Source organism: Phytobacter sp. (assembly GCF_059074235.1).
In genome coordinates, this window is record NZ_JCACPZ010000004.1 from 1123690 (window position 1) to 1140112 (window position 16423).

At 52.7% G+C, this 16423-nt stretch carries 15 protein-coding genes, 1 other RNA gene and 1 pseudogene; 5 read left to right on the forward strand and 12 right to left on the reverse strand.

The genetic code is table 11. The features are described from left to right. Positions 1–1368 carry a PTS transporter subunit EIIC gene (locus tag AC5JPW_RS09310; RefSeq protein WP_494239771.1) on the reverse strand — a complete coding sequence of 456 codons (1368 nt, stop codon included), beginning with the start codon at positions 1366–1368 and terminating at the stop codon, positions 1–3. 277 nt (positions 1369–1645) lie between these two features. On the opposite strand from AC5JPW_RS09310, the gene AC5JPW_RS09315 reads away from it, so the two are divergent. Then, the gene (locus AC5JPW_RS09315) at positions 1646–2845 is read left to right on the forward strand and encodes an enolase C-terminal domain-like protein (protein ID WP_494239773.1); all 1200 of its coding nucleotides are present in this window, start codon (positions 1646–1648) and stop codon (positions 2843–2845) included. Here the strand turns inward: AC5JPW_RS09315 and AC5JPW_RS09320 are convergent, their stop codons facing one another. Next, on the reverse strand, positions 2846–3562 hold the full coding sequence (locus AC5JPW_RS09320; RefSeq protein ID WP_494239774.1) for a GntR family transcriptional regulator: 717 nt from the start codon (positions 3560–3562) through the stop codon (positions 2846–2848). Positions 3563–3660: 98 nt separating this feature from the next. Between AC5JPW_RS09320 and AC5JPW_RS09325 the strand changes: the two genes are divergently transcribed. After that, a complete protein-coding gene (locus tag AC5JPW_RS09325; RefSeq protein WP_494239776.1) occupies positions 3661–5238 on the forward strand; it encodes an EAL domain-containing protein in 1578 nt (525 codons plus the stop codon). A 66-nt stretch (positions 5239–5304) separates the two neighbouring features. Here AC5JPW_RS09325 and AC5JPW_RS09330 read toward each other — a convergent pair whose 3' ends face one another. The 5 genes from AC5JPW_RS09330 to AC5JPW_RS09350 form a co-directional block, all read right to left on the reverse strand. Further along, positions 5305–5658 (reverse strand): DUF1428 domain-containing protein, encoded by a 354-nt coding sequence (locus AC5JPW_RS09330; protein WP_494239777.1) that lies wholly within the window; start codon positions 5656–5658, stop codon positions 5305–5307. A gap of 62 nt (positions 5659–5720) precedes the next feature. After that, on the reverse strand, positions 5721–8795 hold the full coding sequence (locus AC5JPW_RS09335) for a beta-galactosidase (protein ID WP_494239778.1): 3075 nt from the start codon (positions 8793–8795) through the stop codon (positions 5721–5723). A 101-nt stretch (positions 8796–8896) separates the two neighbouring features. After that, the gene (locus AC5JPW_RS09340; protein WP_494239780.1) at positions 8897–9982 is read right to left on the reverse strand and encodes a LacI family DNA-binding transcriptional regulator; all 1086 of its coding nucleotides are present in this window, start codon (positions 9980–9982) and stop codon (positions 8897–8899) included. A 238-nt stretch (positions 9983–10220) separates the two neighbouring features. Next, on the reverse strand, positions 10221–10439 hold the full coding sequence (locus AC5JPW_RS09345) for a hypothetical protein (protein ID WP_494239782.1): 219 nt from the start codon (positions 10437–10439) through the stop codon (positions 10221–10223). After that, the gene (locus AC5JPW_RS09350) at positions 10436–10687 is read right to left on the reverse strand and encodes a hypothetical protein (protein WP_494239783.1); all 252 of its coding nucleotides are present in this window, start codon (positions 10685–10687) and stop codon (positions 10436–10438) included. Before AC5JPW_RS09350 ends, AC5JPW_RS09345 begins: the two co-directional genes overlap by 4 nt. A 350-nt stretch (positions 10688–11037) precedes the next feature. Between AC5JPW_RS09350 and AC5JPW_RS09355 the strand changes: the two genes are divergently transcribed. After that, entirely contained in the window at positions 11038–11559 is a 522-nt protein-coding gene (locus tag AC5JPW_RS09355) for a hypothetical protein (RefSeq protein ID WP_494239784.1), read from the forward strand. A 39-nt stretch (positions 11560–11598) separates the two neighbouring features. Here AC5JPW_RS09355 and AC5JPW_RS09360 read toward each other — a convergent pair whose 3' ends face one another. Further along, complete coding sequence (locus AC5JPW_RS09360) at positions 11599–12144, reverse strand: GNAT family N-acetyltransferase (protein WP_494239786.1); 546 nt, start codon at positions 12142–12144, stop codon at positions 11599–11601. A 105-nt stretch (positions 12145–12249) separates the two neighbouring features. Next, an RNA gene (gene ffs, locus AC5JPW_RS09365) (signal recognition particle sRNA small type) lies at positions 12250–12346 on the reverse strand. An 84-nt stretch (positions 12347–12430) separates the two neighbouring features. Here ffs and AC5JPW_RS09370 point away from each other — a divergent pair. Continuing rightward, positions 12431–12822, forward strand: a pseudogene (locus tag AC5JPW_RS09370) (MGMT family protein). Positions 12823–12858: 36 nt separating this feature from the next. On the opposite strand, the gene AC5JPW_RS09375 reads toward AC5JPW_RS09370, so the two are convergent. Continuing rightward, positions 12859–13428 (reverse strand): YbaY family lipoprotein, encoded by a 570-nt coding sequence (locus tag AC5JPW_RS09375; RefSeq protein ID WP_494239787.1) that lies wholly within the window; start codon positions 13426–13428, stop codon positions 12859–12861. Positions 13429–13642: 214 nt separating this feature from the next. Here AC5JPW_RS09375 and tesB point away from each other — a divergent pair, with 214 nt between their 5' ends. Then, positions 13643–14506: an acyl-CoA thioesterase II gene (gene tesB / locus AC5JPW_RS09380; protein WP_494239788.1), complete on the forward strand. Its 864-nt coding sequence runs from the start codon at positions 13643–13645 to the stop codon at positions 14504–14506. Positions 14507–14573: 67 nt separating this feature from the next. On the opposite strand, the gene amtB is transcribed toward tesB, so the two are convergent. After that, positions 14574–15860 carry an ammonium transporter AmtB gene (gene amtB, locus AC5JPW_RS09385; protein ID WP_494239789.1) on the reverse strand — a complete coding sequence of 429 codons (1287 nt, stop codon included), beginning with the start codon at positions 15858–15860 and terminating at the stop codon, positions 14574–14576. A 33-nt stretch (positions 15861–15893) separates the two neighbouring features. Further along, positions 15894–16232, reverse strand: coding sequence for a P-II family nitrogen regulator (gene glnK / locus AC5JPW_RS09390; RefSeq protein ID WP_002891893.1), 339 nt, complete (start codon positions 16230–16232; stop codon positions 15894–15896). Positions 16233–16423: the final 191 nt, after the last annotated feature.

The window sequence follows — 16423 nt, forward strand, 5'->3', positions numbered from 1 at the left end:
TTATTCAGTGGTTTCTTTTCCCACCAGCATGGTGGTTAACACAAAAGAGAGCACCAGGGCCATCACCACGCCGGAGAGGGCATAAACAAAGTACGGACCAATATAGGCTGGCAGACTGAAGATACTCGACAAAATGTAGCCATAGAGCCGGACACCGAAGAAGGCAATAAACGCGGAGGCCAGGGAGCTTGCCACCGTGGCGGCAATAAAGGCCTTTTTATAGCGGGTCAGCACCCCAAACAGCGCCGGTTCAGTGATCCCCAACAGGGCAGAAATCGCCGCTGACAGGGTGACCGTTTTGTCCTGGCGGTTTTTGCTGATACGCCAGATGGCAAAGGTGGATCCAGCAATTGCCATATTCGCCATAAACATCATCGGCATCAGCATGTCGTAGCCACGGTCGCTGAAGTTTTGCAGGGCGATCGGGGTCATGGCATGGTGCATGCCGGTGAGGATCGCCACCGGGCGAATCGCTCCCACCACCAGTCCGGCAAAGCTGGCCGAGACGCCAAATAGCCCTTCGATAAACCACGCCAGCGCTTTGCCGAGATAAATACCGATTGGGCCGATAATAACCAGCGCCGCCAGCGCACCGAGGAACAGAGTCAATGTCGGGGTAAAGACCGTTTTCAGCACGTCCGGCATGAATCTGTCGACCCAGCGGTGGATGTAGCTCAGCGCCAGAATAGAGAAGATGACCGGAATGACGCTGGAGGCATAGTTAAATACCGACACCGGGATCGCATTCAACAACCACAGGGCGCTCACTGCCCCGTCCTGGTGTGTCGCCAGCGCTTTCGCTGCATCAATCAACGACGGATACATCAAACAGGCCGCCACCGCCGCCGCCAGGTATTCGTTGGTTTTAAAGATTTTTGCGGCTGATACGGCAAGGAAAAACGGCAGGAAGTAAAAGACCCCGCTGGCGATCAAATCAATAATCACCACCGTGTCGCTCTTCGCAGAAACCAGCTTCAGGGCAATGAGTCCGGCCAATAGTCCTTTGATCATCCCGGCACCGGCAATGGCGGGTACAATCGGCCCAAATACGCCGGAAACAGTATCCATAAACATTGAGACCAGGCTTTTACGCCCTTTTGCCGGGCTGGCGGCATCCGGTTTATTGCCTAGCACGGTCAGCATTTGCTCGTACCAGCTGTTTACTTTCGGGCCAATAACAATCTGGAACTGGTCGCTCTGCAACTGCGCGCCCATGACACCGGGCAGCGCTTTGATCGCTCCCTGGTCAACTTTGTTATCGTCAATAAGATCAAAGCGTAAGCGCGTCATGCAATGCCAGACATTGTTGATATTATCCTTCCCACCCACCAGACGGATAATATTGTTGATGGCTTCTTGCGTCCCCATAAAAGCTCCTGCAGGAATATTGTCGTTTTAATACTTGTCTTAAAGAGTAAAGAAAGAAAAATGACAAAACAAACCAATAAAAGATGACTCACATCACAATTCGCCACCATAAAGCAGTAAAATCACCTCCATACATGAAATTGGTATGGTTTTTAATTAAAAACAAATCAAATAACTGACCAAAATATTTATATTAAAAAAGGGTTTACCTTGAGCGAAAATTAAGGGGAAGATAATAACCATTCTGGCTATCACCTCGTTGTAAAGGAGTCTCCCCGTGACGCCAACGCTGATTCAAAATGTCGAATGTTTTATCACCCGTCCTGACCGACACAACCTGGTGACCGTGCGCGTCACTACGGACAAAGGCATAACAGGACACGGTTGTGCCACCTTCCAGCAGCGCCCGTTGGCGGTTAAAGCGATGGTGGATGAGTACCTTAAACCGCTGCTGATCGGTCGTGATGCAAACCACATTGAAGATCTGTGGCAGATGATGAACGTCAATGCGTACTGGCGGAATGGCCCGGTGATGAACAACGCAATTTCCGGTGTGGATATGGCACTCTGGGACATCAAAGGACAGCTGGCGGGAATGCCCCTTTACCAGTTGCTCGGCGGGCAATCGCGCAATGCCATCCCGGCCTACAGCCATGCCAGCGGTGAGACCCTGGAGGAACTGTTCGCCAGCGTAGACCGTCTTCGCGAGCAGGGCTACCGCCACATTCGCTGCCAGTTAGGCTTTTACGGCGGTACACCTGAGCAGTTGCATACGCCCGGCAATCCCACGCCAGGTGCGTATTTTGATCAACAGGAATACATGAGCAACACCGTGGCGATGTTCAAAGCGCTGCGGGAAAAATATGGCTACGGCTTGCAGATTTTGCACGACGTGCACGAGCGCCTCTTTCCGCAACAGGCGGTACAACTGGCTAAACTACTGGAGCCATATCAGCCCTATTTTATTGAAGATATTCTGCCGCCTCAGCAGAGCGGCTGGTTTGAGCAAGTCCGCCAGCACAGTAGCGTTCCGCTGGCGATGGGGGAGCTTTTCAATAACCCGGCAGAGTGGCACGAACTGATTGTGAACCGCCGCATCGATTTTATTCGCTGTCATATTTCACAGATTGGCGGCATCACGCCAGCGCTGAAACTGGCGGTGCTATGCCAGGCCTTTGGCGTACGCCTCGCGTGGCACGGTCCTGGCGACATGACGCCGATTGGCGTGGCGGTAAATACACATCTGAATATTCACCTGCACAATGCCGCTATTCAGGAGTACATTCCGCGCTCAGCCACCACCGACGCCGTTTTCCCTGGCGCGCCGGTTGTCAAAGACGGTTTTGTCTATCCGACGCAAACGCCAGGCATTGGCGTCACGTTTAACGAAGAAGAGGGGCTGCGCCACCCGGTACTCTATCGCCCGCATGAATGGACGCAGAGCCGCTTACCGGACGGGACAATTCATACGCCCTGATCACTGCTCGCCTTTGCGGAACGCCAGGTTCTGGCGATTATGGGGGATGACGTAAGTGCAGGTGTAGTTGATGTCGATGATGTCGCTTATTTCGTACACCCGTCCCCCTTCCAGAATACCGCGATTGCTGATGTGCATGGCCGGGCTGCCCTTTTTGCAGCCCAGTAATGCCGCCTGATCTCGGCTAACGGAAACAGCACGGTAGGTCGTCAGCATGTGGGAAATCTGATACCCCTTCCCCAGCACATACTGCTGCAATGAGCTTTCAATCACCTGCTGATTAAGATCGCTAAAATCCTCGACCGGCATACGTGATATCTCAATCTGTACCGCCTCTTCATCGACAAAACGCAGGCGGCAGAACTGCCAGATAAAGCGCTCATCGCTGAGGCCAAAAATCTGCTGTTCGTCTCTGTCCGGGCGTTTTTTATGCAGGCTGACCATGCGAAAGCGAATCTGATCGAAGCGTTTTTCGGTGATCGAGTTGTAGACCAGCGGGTTGTTGCGCGCCTGCTCATTGATCCAGATCCCGGATCCTTGCACGATCCGCACCACGCCAATGCTGGCAAGTTTCTCAATCGCCTGGCGCACGGTAAATCGCGAAACGCCGTACTCTTCGGCAAGCTGTCTTTCAGGGGGGAGTTTTCGCGGACCAGAATCACTAAATTGATAAATTTTGCTAAGGAGATCCTGGGTTACGAATTCTTTTTTCTTCATCCCGCAATTCCTGAAAGAAATCAATCATTGTCGCGTGTTATAACATTTGTGGACTTCAAATACGCATGTTTCTCAGTATCAAACAGGGATTTTTGATCATGACAAACCGACGATTGGTTAGCCTTATTACCGCTGTTCTCCTTTTCGCCGTTCTTGTACCTGTAGCCCTGAGTATCTGGCTTTCGCATCGTCAGGCGGAAGAGACATTTATGCACGAGCTGGACACCTTCTCCCGGCTTGTGAAAATGCGTGCCGAAAAGGTAGTGAATCAAGGAAAAGCAGCTCTTCGTCACCTGGATAGTTTCGAGGGCGTACCCTGTAGCCCGGAACATCTACTGATGATGCGCCGGGTCTCCTATACCTTTCGCTATGTGCAGGAAGTGATTTATCTCGATCACAACATGCCTGAGTGCTCATCGCTGGAAAGTGACAGTGAAGGCACGGCATTTCCTCCCCCGGAAAAAATGACGACTGACGGGTTTCGTGCCTGGCTCACCAGCCATAACGATCTGGGGCTGACGCAGTACATGGTCGCTATCGGGACCGAACGTCATATCATCATGACCGATCCCCAGTCATTTATTGACGTCGTCTCATCCGGCTCCTGGCCGATTAACGTGGCGCTCATTGGTATCAACACCAAACGGGTCATTACCAGCAACAGCAAAGCCCCGACTGCCGAGGTGCTTAATCAGATTAACAGCCAGCATCCGGTTCAGATTCAGGCAAGTAATGCCGCATGGAATATCACACCAGTCCCGGAGATGGGGATCGCCATCATCACATGGGCTTCACTTGCTCCCCTGGAGCAAAGCTGGCTGCGGTTGCTCGCCATCTGGCTACCGGTGGGGTTACTGCTCAGTCTGGCGATCGCTTTCTTATTAATTCGTATTCTTCGCCGCTTGCAGTCCCCCAGTTACCGTTTACTGGATGCCATTCGCGCGCGGGAAATTGAGATGTTTTACCAGCCGATTGTCGCGCTTGAGAGCGGAAGAATCGTCGGCGCAGAAGCGTTAGTTCGCTGGCGGCAACGTGACGGAGGACTGCTTTATCCGGATACCTTTATCCCGCTTGCGGAACAAACTGGGCTGATGCCACAACTGACAAAACTCATCATAGAAAAAGTGTTCGAGGATATGGGGCCCTGGCTAAAAGCCCACCCGGATCAGCATGTCTCCATCAATCTTGAGCCTTCTGATTTGCTCACCTCGACGGTACCGAACCAGATACACGCATTACTCACACAATGGCAGCTCTCTTCCTCGCAAATCGCCCTGGAAGTGACCGAACGCGGTTTTGCCGATCCGGCCACCAGCATGCCGACCATCTCTGCCCTGCGCGCCGCCGGACACGCCATCTTTATCGATGATTTTGGCACGGGGTATTCAAGCCTCAGTTATCTGCAAAATCTGGACGTCGATATCATCAAAATCGATAAATCCTTTGTCGATGCCCTCGAATATAAAAATATGACTACCCATATCGTCGAGATGGCAAAAGCCCTGAAACTGGCAATGGTGGCAGAAGGCATTGAAACCGAAGGTCAGCTATCCTGGCTTTACCAGCATGGCGTACAGTTCGGGCAAGGCTGGCTGTACAGTAAGGCATTGCCGAAAGACGCATTTATAAGCTGGGCAGAAAATAATCTTGGAAACTGCGCGCGAAATGAAAGGTAGCAAAGCCGCAACCGGTGTGGCAGTGCGTTCTGCATAACCGGTTGAGCTTGTGAGCGAAGGGGATACTCACTCATCGAGGATCGGGGCAAAGCCGCCGTAGATCATGCGTTTGCCGTCGAAAGGCATCGCATCGCCCATTTCCCGCATGCGGGGATCGGCCATCATTTTTTGATTGGCGGCATCGCGGACTTCTTTGGAAGGGTACTCAATCCAGCTGAAAACCACCTCTTCATGATCTTCAGCTTTTACCGCCATGCGAAAATCGGTGATATTGCCTGAGGGCACATCGTCTGCCCAACACTCCACCACACGCGTGGCACCAAACTCTTTGAACAGCGGTGCCGCTTTGGCCGCCAGTTGCAGATAGGCCTCCTTCTTATCTGCAGGCACCGCTACCACAAACCCATCAACATACTTCATGAGAACATCTCCGAAGTGAGTTACGCGACGGGTGGATTCCCGCCGCGCCTGACGAGTTAAGTTTAGTCCTGAGACCAGAGGAAGGTGTAACGCACCGCGTTTTCACTCAGTACAAATTCCGGTGACACGCTCGGACTCCAGGAGTCATCGCCCCCCAGCCCCATATGGAACGCATCTAACTGTAACCAGCATCCGGCTTCTTCACGCAGCAAATGGCGATGAGTCGTCTCATTCAACTGCTGCTGACTGTAGCGGCTTAACGAGAAATGGAATCGACCATTCAGTTGATGCGCGCCATAACGTAGCGCCCGCGTGTCGCAACGAAGTCCGTTCTCACTGGGGAAAATATAGGGCGTGTGCAACTGCGACAGATCCTGCGTCCACAACCCCTGGCGGGCCGCCAGCTTGCGGTCCGGGTAGTTCTCATAAGGCCCCAGCCCAAGCCAGGTCGCTTGCGGCGGCACTTCTGCAAGCTGACAGTGCAAGCCAATACGCGCCGGCGGTGGAACGTCTTCTGCAACCTGCACATCAACCTCAACCTGCAATGCTCCGTCACCAGCAATGCGCCACCACTTCTGACTGATAAACAGCGTCTTGCCGTTGTGTTGCCAGCCATGACGCGTAATCACTGTAATGTCTCTGGCATTTTCCTGCACTTCGCACTGCAACAGCAGCGGTGTTAGTTCATACATACCTGCGGCTTTCCAGCGCTCCACCCACGCATTCGGATCGATACGCGTCACTTCACTCACGCCAATATCGTTGTCCAGCGGCGCACGGGTAAAGTTGTCGATAACCGGAGAAAGCAGCGTCGGTTGCCCGTTACGCCACCACTGTGTCAGATGCCCACTTTGACGGGAAAATGCCCAACGCTGCTGCGCCCGTTCAACAACAAAGGTGTCGTTACCGATGGTCAATGTTGGGCGTTCAGAAACGTCGGAAACCGGTGCAACAAACAGCGGTGCAGGCAGTGACCACTGATCCCAGGCGCAGAGATGATGCTGCGGCGACCACGGCGTGGCATCTCGCTGATAAACATCGACATTCAGCCAGACTTCACCCGAAGCGGCAGCAAGCGTTGGTACAGACAGTTCAATACGCTGCGTCCCTTCTGCCGGGATCGACAGCACCACGTCACCCTTCGCGAGGGTGTCCCCATCACGCACAATCGACCAGTGCAGGGTTTCGTTATCGGTATCGCGGAACAGGAATTCGCTGGTCACCTCAATCGCCAGTGGCGAGGTGCTGATAAGCGTAAACTGGAAAAATTGCTGCGCACGCTGAGCTTCATACAACGCCGGATGTGGCGTGCGGTCCGGGAAGACCAGACCGTTCATGCAGAACTGACGATCGTTTGGCGTGTCTCCAAAGTCGCCGCCATAGGCCCAGAAGGTCTCACCGTTTTCATCGGTTTTGGTCAGCGCCTGATCGACCCAGTCCCAGACAAAACCGCCCTGCAGGCGGGGGTAAGCACGGAACGCCTCCCAGTATTTAGCGAACCCGCCAAAGCTGTTACCCATTGCATGCGCATATTCACACAGGATCAGCGGACGAGTTTCATCTGGCATGCTGACCCATTTTTTGATCGACCACTTTGGCACCGCCGGGAAAGGCTGATCCTGATCGACTCGGGCATACATCGGGCAAATAATATCGGTTGCCGCCGTGTTCGCACCACCTCCCTCGTACTGCACCGGGCGCGTTGGATCGGTGGTTTTCACCCAACGGTAAAGCGCATCATGGCTGGCTCCGTGGCCCGATTCGTTGCCCAGTGACCAGATGATGATCGACGGGTGGTTGCGGTCACGTTGTACCATGCGGGTAACGCGCTCGCTCATCGCCGGGAGCCATTGAGGATCATCTGACAGACGGCTCATCGGGATCATGCCGTGCGTCTCGATGTTGGCTTCATCTACCACATACAGACCGTACTGGTCACACAGGCGATACCACAACGGATGGTTGGGGTAATGAGAGCAGCGCACCGCGTTAAAATTGTGCTGTTTCATCAGCTCAATGTCGCGACGCATGGTGGCTTCATCCACCACCTGGCCATTTTCCGGGTGGTGCTCATGGCGGTTGGTCCCGCGAATCAGCAGCGGCTTACCATTGAGTTTGAGTAAGCCATTGCTGATTTCCACTTCACGGAAGCCCACATCGCAGGCTTCCACTTCCAGCAACCGGCCGTCAGCGTGATACAGCGCGACCGTTAAGCGGTATAAATTCGGCGTTTCAGCGCTCCACAGCAGCGGATTTTCGACGGGCATTGCCACGCTTAAACGTTCAGCCCAGACGCCTCGTTCATCAATAATCTCGCTGCCAGGCGCCTGTCGCGCCTCAGCAATTTTGTCCTGACCCTGCCACAAGGCAAACGCCACTTCGCAATCGGCGTAATCACCGGCAAGTTCGGCATCCACCTGAAGCAGCGCATGGTTAAACTCCGCGTTCAGGTGGGTCACATGGTGGAAGTCAGCAATGCGCGCCAGAGGTTTATGTAGCAAAGAGACATCACGGAAAATCCCGCTCATACGCCACATATCCTGATCTTCCAGATAGCTACCGTCGCTCCAGCGCAGCACCATCACCGCCAGTCGGTTAGTCCCTGTTTGTAACACCTTGCTGAGGTCGAATTCAGCCGGCAGGCGGCTGTCCTGCGAGTAGCCCACCCACTGGCCGTTACACCACAGGTAGAAGGCCGAATTCACACCATCGAAGATAATTCGTGTCTGTCCACTGGCGAGCCACTTCGCATCCACCTCAAATGTGAGCGAGTAACAACCGGTAGGGTTTTTCTGCGGCACAAACGGTGGATTGACCGGAATCGGGTAAGTCACATTGGTGTAAATAGGAGTGTCAAAACCCTGCATTTGCCAGTTTGATGGTACCGGCATGCTTACTGAATCGGCACAATCATCCTCGATCCAGCTAGTTGGCACCTCTTCTGGCGCATCAAAAAAGCGGAATTGCCACTCGCCATTCAGTAAACGCCGGGAGGTCGCGGTATTGTCGTCACGCGCAGCTTCAATATCCCGCCAGCTTTGCATGGGTGCATGGGCGGCAAGGCGGTGCCAGTGGGTGATGACCGGATTTTCCCAGTCCCGACGGGATAACAGCATACTCAAAGCGTTGGTGGACATATTGACCTCATTTGCGAAGCGCTCACAATTTTAGATAACATGCACGTTTTCAACTGGCGAGTAAAGCAGCACCAGGAGAGAAAGCCGGGAAGATCACAAAACTAATTACGTCGATCGAGCTGAGCCGCCATCCGGGCGAGCTCGTGTAGCTGCCTTGCCAGATTCTCACCGCTAATCTCTGCTTGATTCTCCGGCGAGGTTGATGCGCGTTCGACCAGAGTGACAGGCAGTCGGGTTTGCCACTCGCCCTCTCCTTTCGCGGATTGCTGCGCGAGCAGCCAATCGACGCTCTGCTCTCCGGCATCGCGGAAAGCCTGGCGGATAGTCGTCAGCGGAGGCGAGTACCAGGCGCTGTCGGCGGTATCGTCATAGCCGACGATGGAAATGTGTCCTGGTACGCGCAACCCTTTTTCCGTGCAGGCGCGGATCGCCCCAAGAGCCATTTGATCGTTGGCGACCAGGATGGCCTGCGGCTGTACGCCCGAAGCCAATAACTGGTGCCCTTTCTCATAACCTGATGCAGCACTCCAGTCACCGAACTCACATCCACAGGGTGAAAGCCCTGCCGTATCCAGTGCCGATACCCAACCGGCCATGCGTGCCCGCGCAGAGACAGAGGAGGATGGCCCTCCCAGCAGCGCGATGCGCTGGTGTCCTTGATCAAGAAGATGGGTAACGCCCAGATAAGCCCCCTGCCCGGCATCAAAGACCAGACTGTTTACCGTCGCGGATTGGCTCACATCGAGGAAGAGAGCAGGAACCGGATGGGCCAGCTCGGCCAGCATGCCGGCGGGTTTGTCCTCAAGCGGGACATTAATGACCAGGCCTTCAACCCGCTGAGCCAATAACTCCTGCAATGCCAGCGTGCAGGCAGCATCGTCGTGTTGCTCGAGCATGGAAATGATCACCCCAACGCCAACCTGTCCGGCCCGGGATTTCACCGCTGCGGCAATCTGTGACGGTGCGTGAAGGGCCAGATCTGTGGTCAGTAACCCCAGCGTCCGGGTCCGTTTTCCCGCCAGCTGTTGGGCGCCACGATTGGGGATGTAATGCAGCTCTGTCATTGCCGCCATGACCTTTTCCCGCGTACGGGGCGAGACATGTGCGCCCTGATTAATAACACGGGACACGGTCTGGTAAGAGACACCCGCGTGGCGGGCAACATCATAAAGCGTAATAGGTTTCATGGCGTTCATCGAGGCAACAGAGTTGGCTGAGTGTAACGCATTACGCGCAGCACTGTTATGTGCAGCTGCGGTCGTAGAGTGGAATGAAGGAAGACAAAAGAAAAAACAAATGTCGACGAGCCCGGACAGGCCCGCCGTAAACATCATCCATGATGAATTGAGATGGTTACATATTATATTTTGCGCATATCATCACAAAACTTTGTGCAATTAACATGACAGTTTCATGATGAAAGTATTACTGCTGGCGAGGAATCGGAAAACCTTTTAAGGAAATGATAAAACTGTTCCCTTCTTTTTTAATTTTTGCACCAGCATCGCACCAGTCACTCGCAATACGAAAGAACTCATCCGTTCCAATATTCCAGTTCAGGCGAACCTGCTTAACGAAACCCGAACGCAACAGTTCGCATGCTTCACCGTAGTTACTGGCTATAGATAGCAGTTGTTGGTTCATTTTTTCTTCTTCAGGAGTTTGCGCAGCGCTTTGATTTCTTTAGAACTTAGTGGAGCAGCATTGTCTTCTTCAAGATGCTGATTATCGATTTCATCTTCAGAAACACCGCCCGCTTCATCTGCCTCAAGAGCCAGAAGCAGCAGTTTCTCCGTTGCTGTACTTAGGTTCTCATTATTCACTTCTGCATAATGACGAAGTTTCTCTTTCAACGCCTCATCAATTTTGACGTTTAAAACCGCAGTGGTCATGATTATCCCTTCTCGTGTGAATAAGATGAAATATTAATACACGAAGTTAATACCTTGATCCAGAGTTATATTTAACTGTTATGACAGTTTGAATATTTCCCATCATTATTTTGCAGAGGATTTATGACAGTTATATGAAGGTAATATTTCAAGTGAATGACAAGAGCTAAAAAAAGAATAAATATATTACCAAATACATGGTTATCTGCTACCGCCCACATAAACAAGGAGGCAGGGCCAGCCTGGGCTTTACTTGCCTTAATGGTTGATTAGTATAAACGACTGACAAACAAGAATATACCCACATCAATATAATTACATGACGAAACTGATTCTGGGACTCAGATAACATGAAACTTAAAAAGAGATATGCGCTGGCAGGATTACTCGCTGCATGTTCTACCTCCGTTATAGCAGCGGAAGGTTACCGGGATATGAAATTTGGGGCTTCAACCACCCAAGTGCTCTCCCAGGCAAAGTGCACCATCGGTGAACCGGAAGAAGCACCTATCGGCAAAATGTACGCTTGCGAAGATTTCAACTTCGCAGGCAAACAGACTGAAGCGGTGTTTTTCTTTGCCAACGATAAATTTATCCGAATAGCGATCGCCCTGCCGGATGAAGATATTGTGAAAACCATCGAAACGTTGAAAAGGAAATATGGACTGGCATCACACTCAACGCAGAAAGAGATTGAAAGCGTCGATATGAGTCCGAACAAGACGGCATACATCAATTTTGATAACGACCATATCTCACTGGTACTGACCAGCGATGAAGATGGCGACAGTAGCGCAACCCTGATGTATGACTCTGAAGATATGATGGCATTGCAGAAATCACGCAGTTCCGTTTCCAGCGACGATCTCTAACCTCTCAGGCATGGAGCATACGCTTCATGCCCCAGCCTCTTATTCTTGTTGTGCAAACCACTCATCACGGGTGATTTCCCACAATTCCGTCTCCAGCTCACCGGCAACATATTGCCCTTTTTCACAACGGATCAGCGTCATTCCCGTCTGCACTGAGAGATTTTTTGAGCGCTCGTTTGCCACCGCTTTCGGTGCCCGGAGCGTCGGTTTATTTAATTCCGTAAACCAGAATCGCGTCACGGCCTCACAGGCTTCGCGCATATAACCCTGCCCTTGCCACTCGGGTACCAGCCAGAAACCACGATTATTATCAGGCGTATCCATTAAACAGATGCCCCCCATCAGCTGTTGCGCATCTTCTTTACGACGTAACGTCCAGTACCAACCGGTTCCGGCTTTTGCTGCGGGCAGCGCAACATTATCGACATAATGACGAGCAGCGCCCTCTGGATAGGGCCATGGCACGCTGGCAATCAGGTAGCGCACGATTTCCCAACGTGGAAAAACTCGCTGAATCTGTTCTGCGTCTGCAGAGACCAGGGGTTCGAGAATTAATCGCTCGGTAACAAGTGGTGAAGCATTCACGGCAATAGCATCCTGCGTAAGTGGCGTTTAATTGACCATACGGCAGAAAAGCGGGCGCGATCAAGCAGAGAAATGAAGAAACGGAGGGGCTGAAATGGGTGGAGGCCCTGCCAGCTACATCCCGGCACACGCGTTCTTTGCCTTGGCTGCTTCCTTCCGGACCTGACCTGGTAAACAAAGTAGCATTGCGGGAGAACCAACAGGGCCTCCATTGAGAGCGTTGTTATCCAACGCGCTGGCGCATTATCCCTGTCCATTACTTCAATTGCAAGCTGATGACAAACAGATGCTGTTTTCTTGCACGATTCCCCCTTCACAGACGCTAACACCCTGATATTCTGGAGACTCACGCATCAGGAAGCTTGTATGGATAATCACGATTCTTTCCCACAACGGGTCTGGCAAATCGTCGCCTCAATCCCAGAAGGGTATGTAACGACCTACGGTGATGTCGCCAGACTGGCGGGCACTCCACGCGCGGCGAGACAGGTAGGAGGGGTGCTCAAACGTCTCCCGGAAGGCAGTTCTCTTCCCTGGCATCGGGTGGTTAATCGTCATGGTTGTATTTCGCTAACCGGGCCAGATTTACAACGTCAGCGCCAGGCATTGATGCAAGAAGGTGTGGTGGTGTCAGGAAGTGGGAAAGTCGATTTACAGCAATACAGATGGATGTATTAACGCCCCTTCCCCGTCAGGAGAAGAGGCGTCGTTAAGTTACATTTGTGTCGGAGCCGGGGTTGCCGCCGAAGGGGTGACCTGAGTCGGAGAAGTTGAAGGCACCGTGGTTGCTGCGCCCCCACCTTCCTGCAGCGGAACAGCTGTCTGCTGTACCGGAACCAGCGTCAACTCGGCTTTCGTGCCGCCCTGGTTGATGATTGGCTTAACGGTATCAGTGATAAAGACAATTTTGTCGTTAATCGTGATAGCCGCACTCAGCAGAATACGGGCATTAGGCTGAACGTCCGCAGGGTTGAACGGGAGTACAAAGCTAAACGGTGACTGTTTGCCTTCGGTACGTACCGCTTTTTGCGCAATAATTTTCGATGGCGCATCGGCCATGCTCGCGTCAGAAACCGTCACGGTTAAGACCGCATCAGGTGGAAGCGCAACTTTTTGACGAATCCACACCGTACCCGAAACATTAGGCTGTGTAATTGCGGCCTGATTGACTGCCGCCGGGGCATTAGGATTCGGCGTTGGGGTTGGAATATCCGCACCTTTTTTGGCGCAGCCGGCCAGCGCAACCGCCACGGCCAAACCACTTAACATGTGCACGAGTTTCATGAGTTCTCCTTATCTTCTATGCACCAACAGGACACCGTCCTGCCAGAATGTGTGGTCAAATCCTCGTAACGTGTTCAAGTGTGGCACATATCACTGATTTCTTCCTGCAAACCCCTATCTATTCAGATTATTGCACCCATCGGACCACTTTAATTTCCAGGTTATACTATTCGAAGCATTCGCTTCGGCGGCGTATACATTATTGAGGACACCTATGAGTCAGGCGCTTAACAATCTGCTGTCATTATTGAATCTGGAAAAAATTGAAGAGGGTCTTTTTCGTGGGCAGAGCGAAGATTTAGGGCTGCGCCAGGTCTTCGGAGGCCAGGTCGTCGGGCAGGCATTGTATGCCGCTAAAGAGACCGTTCCGGCCGAACGTCTGGTTCACTCTTTTCACAGCTATTTTCTGCGTCCTGGCGATAGCCAGAAACCGATTATTTATGATGTGGAAGTGTTGCGCGATGGCAATAGCTTCAGCGCCCGTCGTGTCGCCGCCATTCAAAACGGCAAACCCATTTTCTATATGACTGCGTCGTTCCAGGCGCCGGAGCCGGGCTACGAGCATCAAAAAACCATGCCAGAGGCACCGGGTCCGGAGTCGCTGAAATCAGAAACCGAAATTGCCCGCGAGCTGTCGGCCTTCCTACCGCCGCTGGTGAAGGAGAAGTTTCTGGGCGACAAGCCGATTGAAATCCGCCCGGTTGAATTCCATAACCCGCTGAAAGGCCACAAGGCCGAGCCAACCCGTCAGGTCTGGATGCGCGCGAACGGTACACTACCGCAAGATTTGCGCGTGCAGCAATATCTGCTTGGATATGCCTCGGACTTCCACTTCCTGCTGGTTGCGCTTCAGCCACACGGCGTAGGCTTCCTCGAAAAAGGTATGCAGGTGGCAACTATCGATCACTCAATGTGGTTCCATCGACCCTTCGATTTGAACGACTGGCTGCTCTACAGTGTAGAAAGTACATCGGCTTCCAGCGCAAGGGGATTTGTACGCGGTGAGTTTTATAACCGTGACGGTGTACTGGTGGCGTCTACCGTACAGGAAGGCGTGATGCGTAACCGCGGGGCCTGATATCGCGCAGATATGAAAAAGCCTCCCAGCGGGAGGCTTTTTTTGCTTTGGAGATAACTCAGTTCTGTCAGGCGTTGTAGGCGTTTTCGCCGTGGCTGTTGACGTCCAGCCCTTCGCGCTCTTGATCTTCCGGTACACGCAGACCCACGGTCATGTCAGCCAGCTTGTAACCGATAAAGGCAACCACACCTGACCACACGATGGTGATAGCGATACTTTCCAACTGAACCAGAAGCTGATGGCCCATAGTCACGCCTTCCGCATAACCCACGCCACCCAGAGAGGTCGCAGCGAAAATACCGGTCATGATGCAACCAACAATACCGCAGACACCGTGAACACCAAACACATCACACGGATCGTCCACACGCAGCCAGCGTTTCAGGGATGTTACACCCCAGAGACCTGCCAGACCTGCAACGAGACCAACAATCAGCGCACCACCAACCCCCACATAACCACATGCTGGTGTAATACCTACCAGACCTGCAATCGCACCGGAACAGGCGCCCAGAAGAGAAGGTTTACCGCGCAGTGCCCACTCACCAAAGACCCAGGAGAGGATAGCACCCGCTGTCGCAACAACGGTGTTAACGAACGCCAGCGCAGCAATTTCGTTAGCTGCACTTGCAGAACCTGCGTTGAAGCCAAACCAGCCAAAGTAGAGGATCGCAGTACCACTGAAGACCATCGGCAGATTGTGCGGTTTGAATGCTTCTTTACCGAAGCCCACACGTTTGCCAATCAGGTAGGCACCGACCAGCCCTGCGACCGCGGCGTTGATGTGTACGACAGTACCACCCGCGAAGTCCATTGCACCATGCGTTGCCAGCAGACCACCGCCCCAGACCATGTGCGCAATCGGCACATAAGAGAGGGTCAGCCACACCACAACGAAGATCAGGACCGCAGAGAAACGGATACGTTCAGCCAGAGCACCAACGATGAGGCCGACAGTAATACAGGCGAAAGAACCCTGGAATGCGACATGGATGTACTGGTAGAAGCTACCCATCACCGCTTTGAGTTCGATATTTTTCAGCATCGCCCAGTTAAAGCTACCGAAGAAGCTATTGCCTTCACTGAAAGCCAGGGAGTAACCGTAAACCACCCACAAGACACAAACCAGAGCAAAGGTGACCGCCACCTGTGTCAGCATGGAAAGTACGTTTTTGCCGCGGATCAAACCGCCATAGAACAAGGCAATGCCCGGAATTGTCATGAACAGCACCAGCGCGGTGCAGATCATCATAAAGGCGTTATCGGCTTTATCAGCGACCGCCGGAGCGGCCATCGCAAGGCCAGGCAGTAATGCCAGCGAGGCAAGACCTGCTTTCAATGTTGCTTTCTTCATTTTATTCCCCATCCTTCTCACTGTGTGCAGGTATTACAGTGCCGCTTCGTCGGCTTCGCCGGTACGAATACGAATGACACGTTGCAGCTCAGCAACGAAAATTTTGCCGTCGCCAATTTTTCCGGTGTAGGCCGCTTTGCTAATGACATCAATCACTTCATCGAGTTGATCATCAGCGATTGCCACGTCAATCTTCACTTTCGGCAGGAAGTTAACGCTGTACTCAGCACCACGGTAAAGTTCAGCATGCCCTTTCTGACGCCCAAACCCTTTCACTTCAGTAACAGTCAACCCTTGAATACCAATTGAAGACAGCGCTTCACGAACGTCTTCCAGCTTAAATGGCTTAATGACCACGGTAACCAGCTTCATAGATCCCCCTCCAGTCGAAAATCGATAATGGCCGCAGCTAACACGTAGAAGATATTGCAAGGGCTGTGCCAGAAATGAAAAATGAGACATTTTCAGGCTCTTAAGCCTCCGAATGGGGGTGAGGTTATCGGGCGATGAAAACGAGAAGGGTTCAGATTGTTCCTGGAAAAGAAAAACGCACCACGACAGTG

Bases quoted from the DNA above. Each gene is read 5' to 3' on its own strand.
- AC5JPW_RS09310 (WP_494239771.1), bottom strand. From the start codon at position 1,368: ATGGGGACGCAAGAAGCCATCAACAATATTATCCGTCTGGTGGGTGGG.
- AC5JPW_RS09320 (WP_494239774.1), bottom strand. From the start codon at position 3,562: ATGAAGAAAAAAGAATTCGTAACCCAGGATCTCCTTAGCAAAATTTAT.
- AC5JPW_RS09325 (WP_494239776.1), top strand. From the start codon at position 3,661: ATGACAAACCGACGATTGGTTAGCCTTATTACCGCTGTTCTCCTTTTC.
- AC5JPW_RS09330 (WP_494239777.1), bottom strand. From the start codon at position 5,658: ATGAAGTATGTTGATGGGTTTGTGGTAGCGGTGCCTGCAGATAAGAAG.
- AC5JPW_RS09335 (WP_494239778.1), bottom strand. From the start codon at position 8,795: ATGTCCACCAACGCTTTGAGTATGCTGTTATCCCGTCGGGACTGGGAA.
- AC5JPW_RS09340 (WP_494239780.1), bottom strand. From the start codon at position 9,982: ATGAAACCTATTACGCTTTATGATGTTGCCCGCCACGCGGGTGTCTCT.
- AC5JPW_RS09345 (WP_494239782.1), bottom strand. From the start codon at position 10,439: ATGAACCAACAACTGCTATCTATAGCCAGTAACTACGGTGAAGCATGC.
- AC5JPW_RS09350 (WP_494239783.1), bottom strand. From the start codon at position 10,687: ATGACCACTGCGGTTTTAAACGTCAAAATTGATGAGGCGTTGAAAGAG.
- AC5JPW_RS09355 (WP_494239784.1), top strand. From the start codon at position 11,038: ATGAAACTTAAAAAGAGATATGCGCTGGCAGGATTACTCGCTGCATGT.
- AC5JPW_RS09375 (WP_494239787.1), bottom strand. From the start codon at position 13,428: ATGAAACTCGTGCACATGTTAAGTGGTTTGGCCGTGGCGGTTGCGCTG.
- tesB (WP_494239788.1), top strand. From the start codon at position 13,643: ATGAGTCAGGCGCTTAACAATCTGCTGTCATTATTGAATCTGGAAAAA.
- amtB (WP_494239789.1), bottom strand. From the start codon at position 15,860: ATGAAGAAAGCAACATTGAAAGCAGGTCTTGCCTCGCTGGCATTACTG.
- glnK (WP_002891893.1), bottom strand. From the start codon at position 16,232: ATGAAGCTGGTTACCGTGGTCATTAAGCCATTTAAGCTGGAAGACGTT.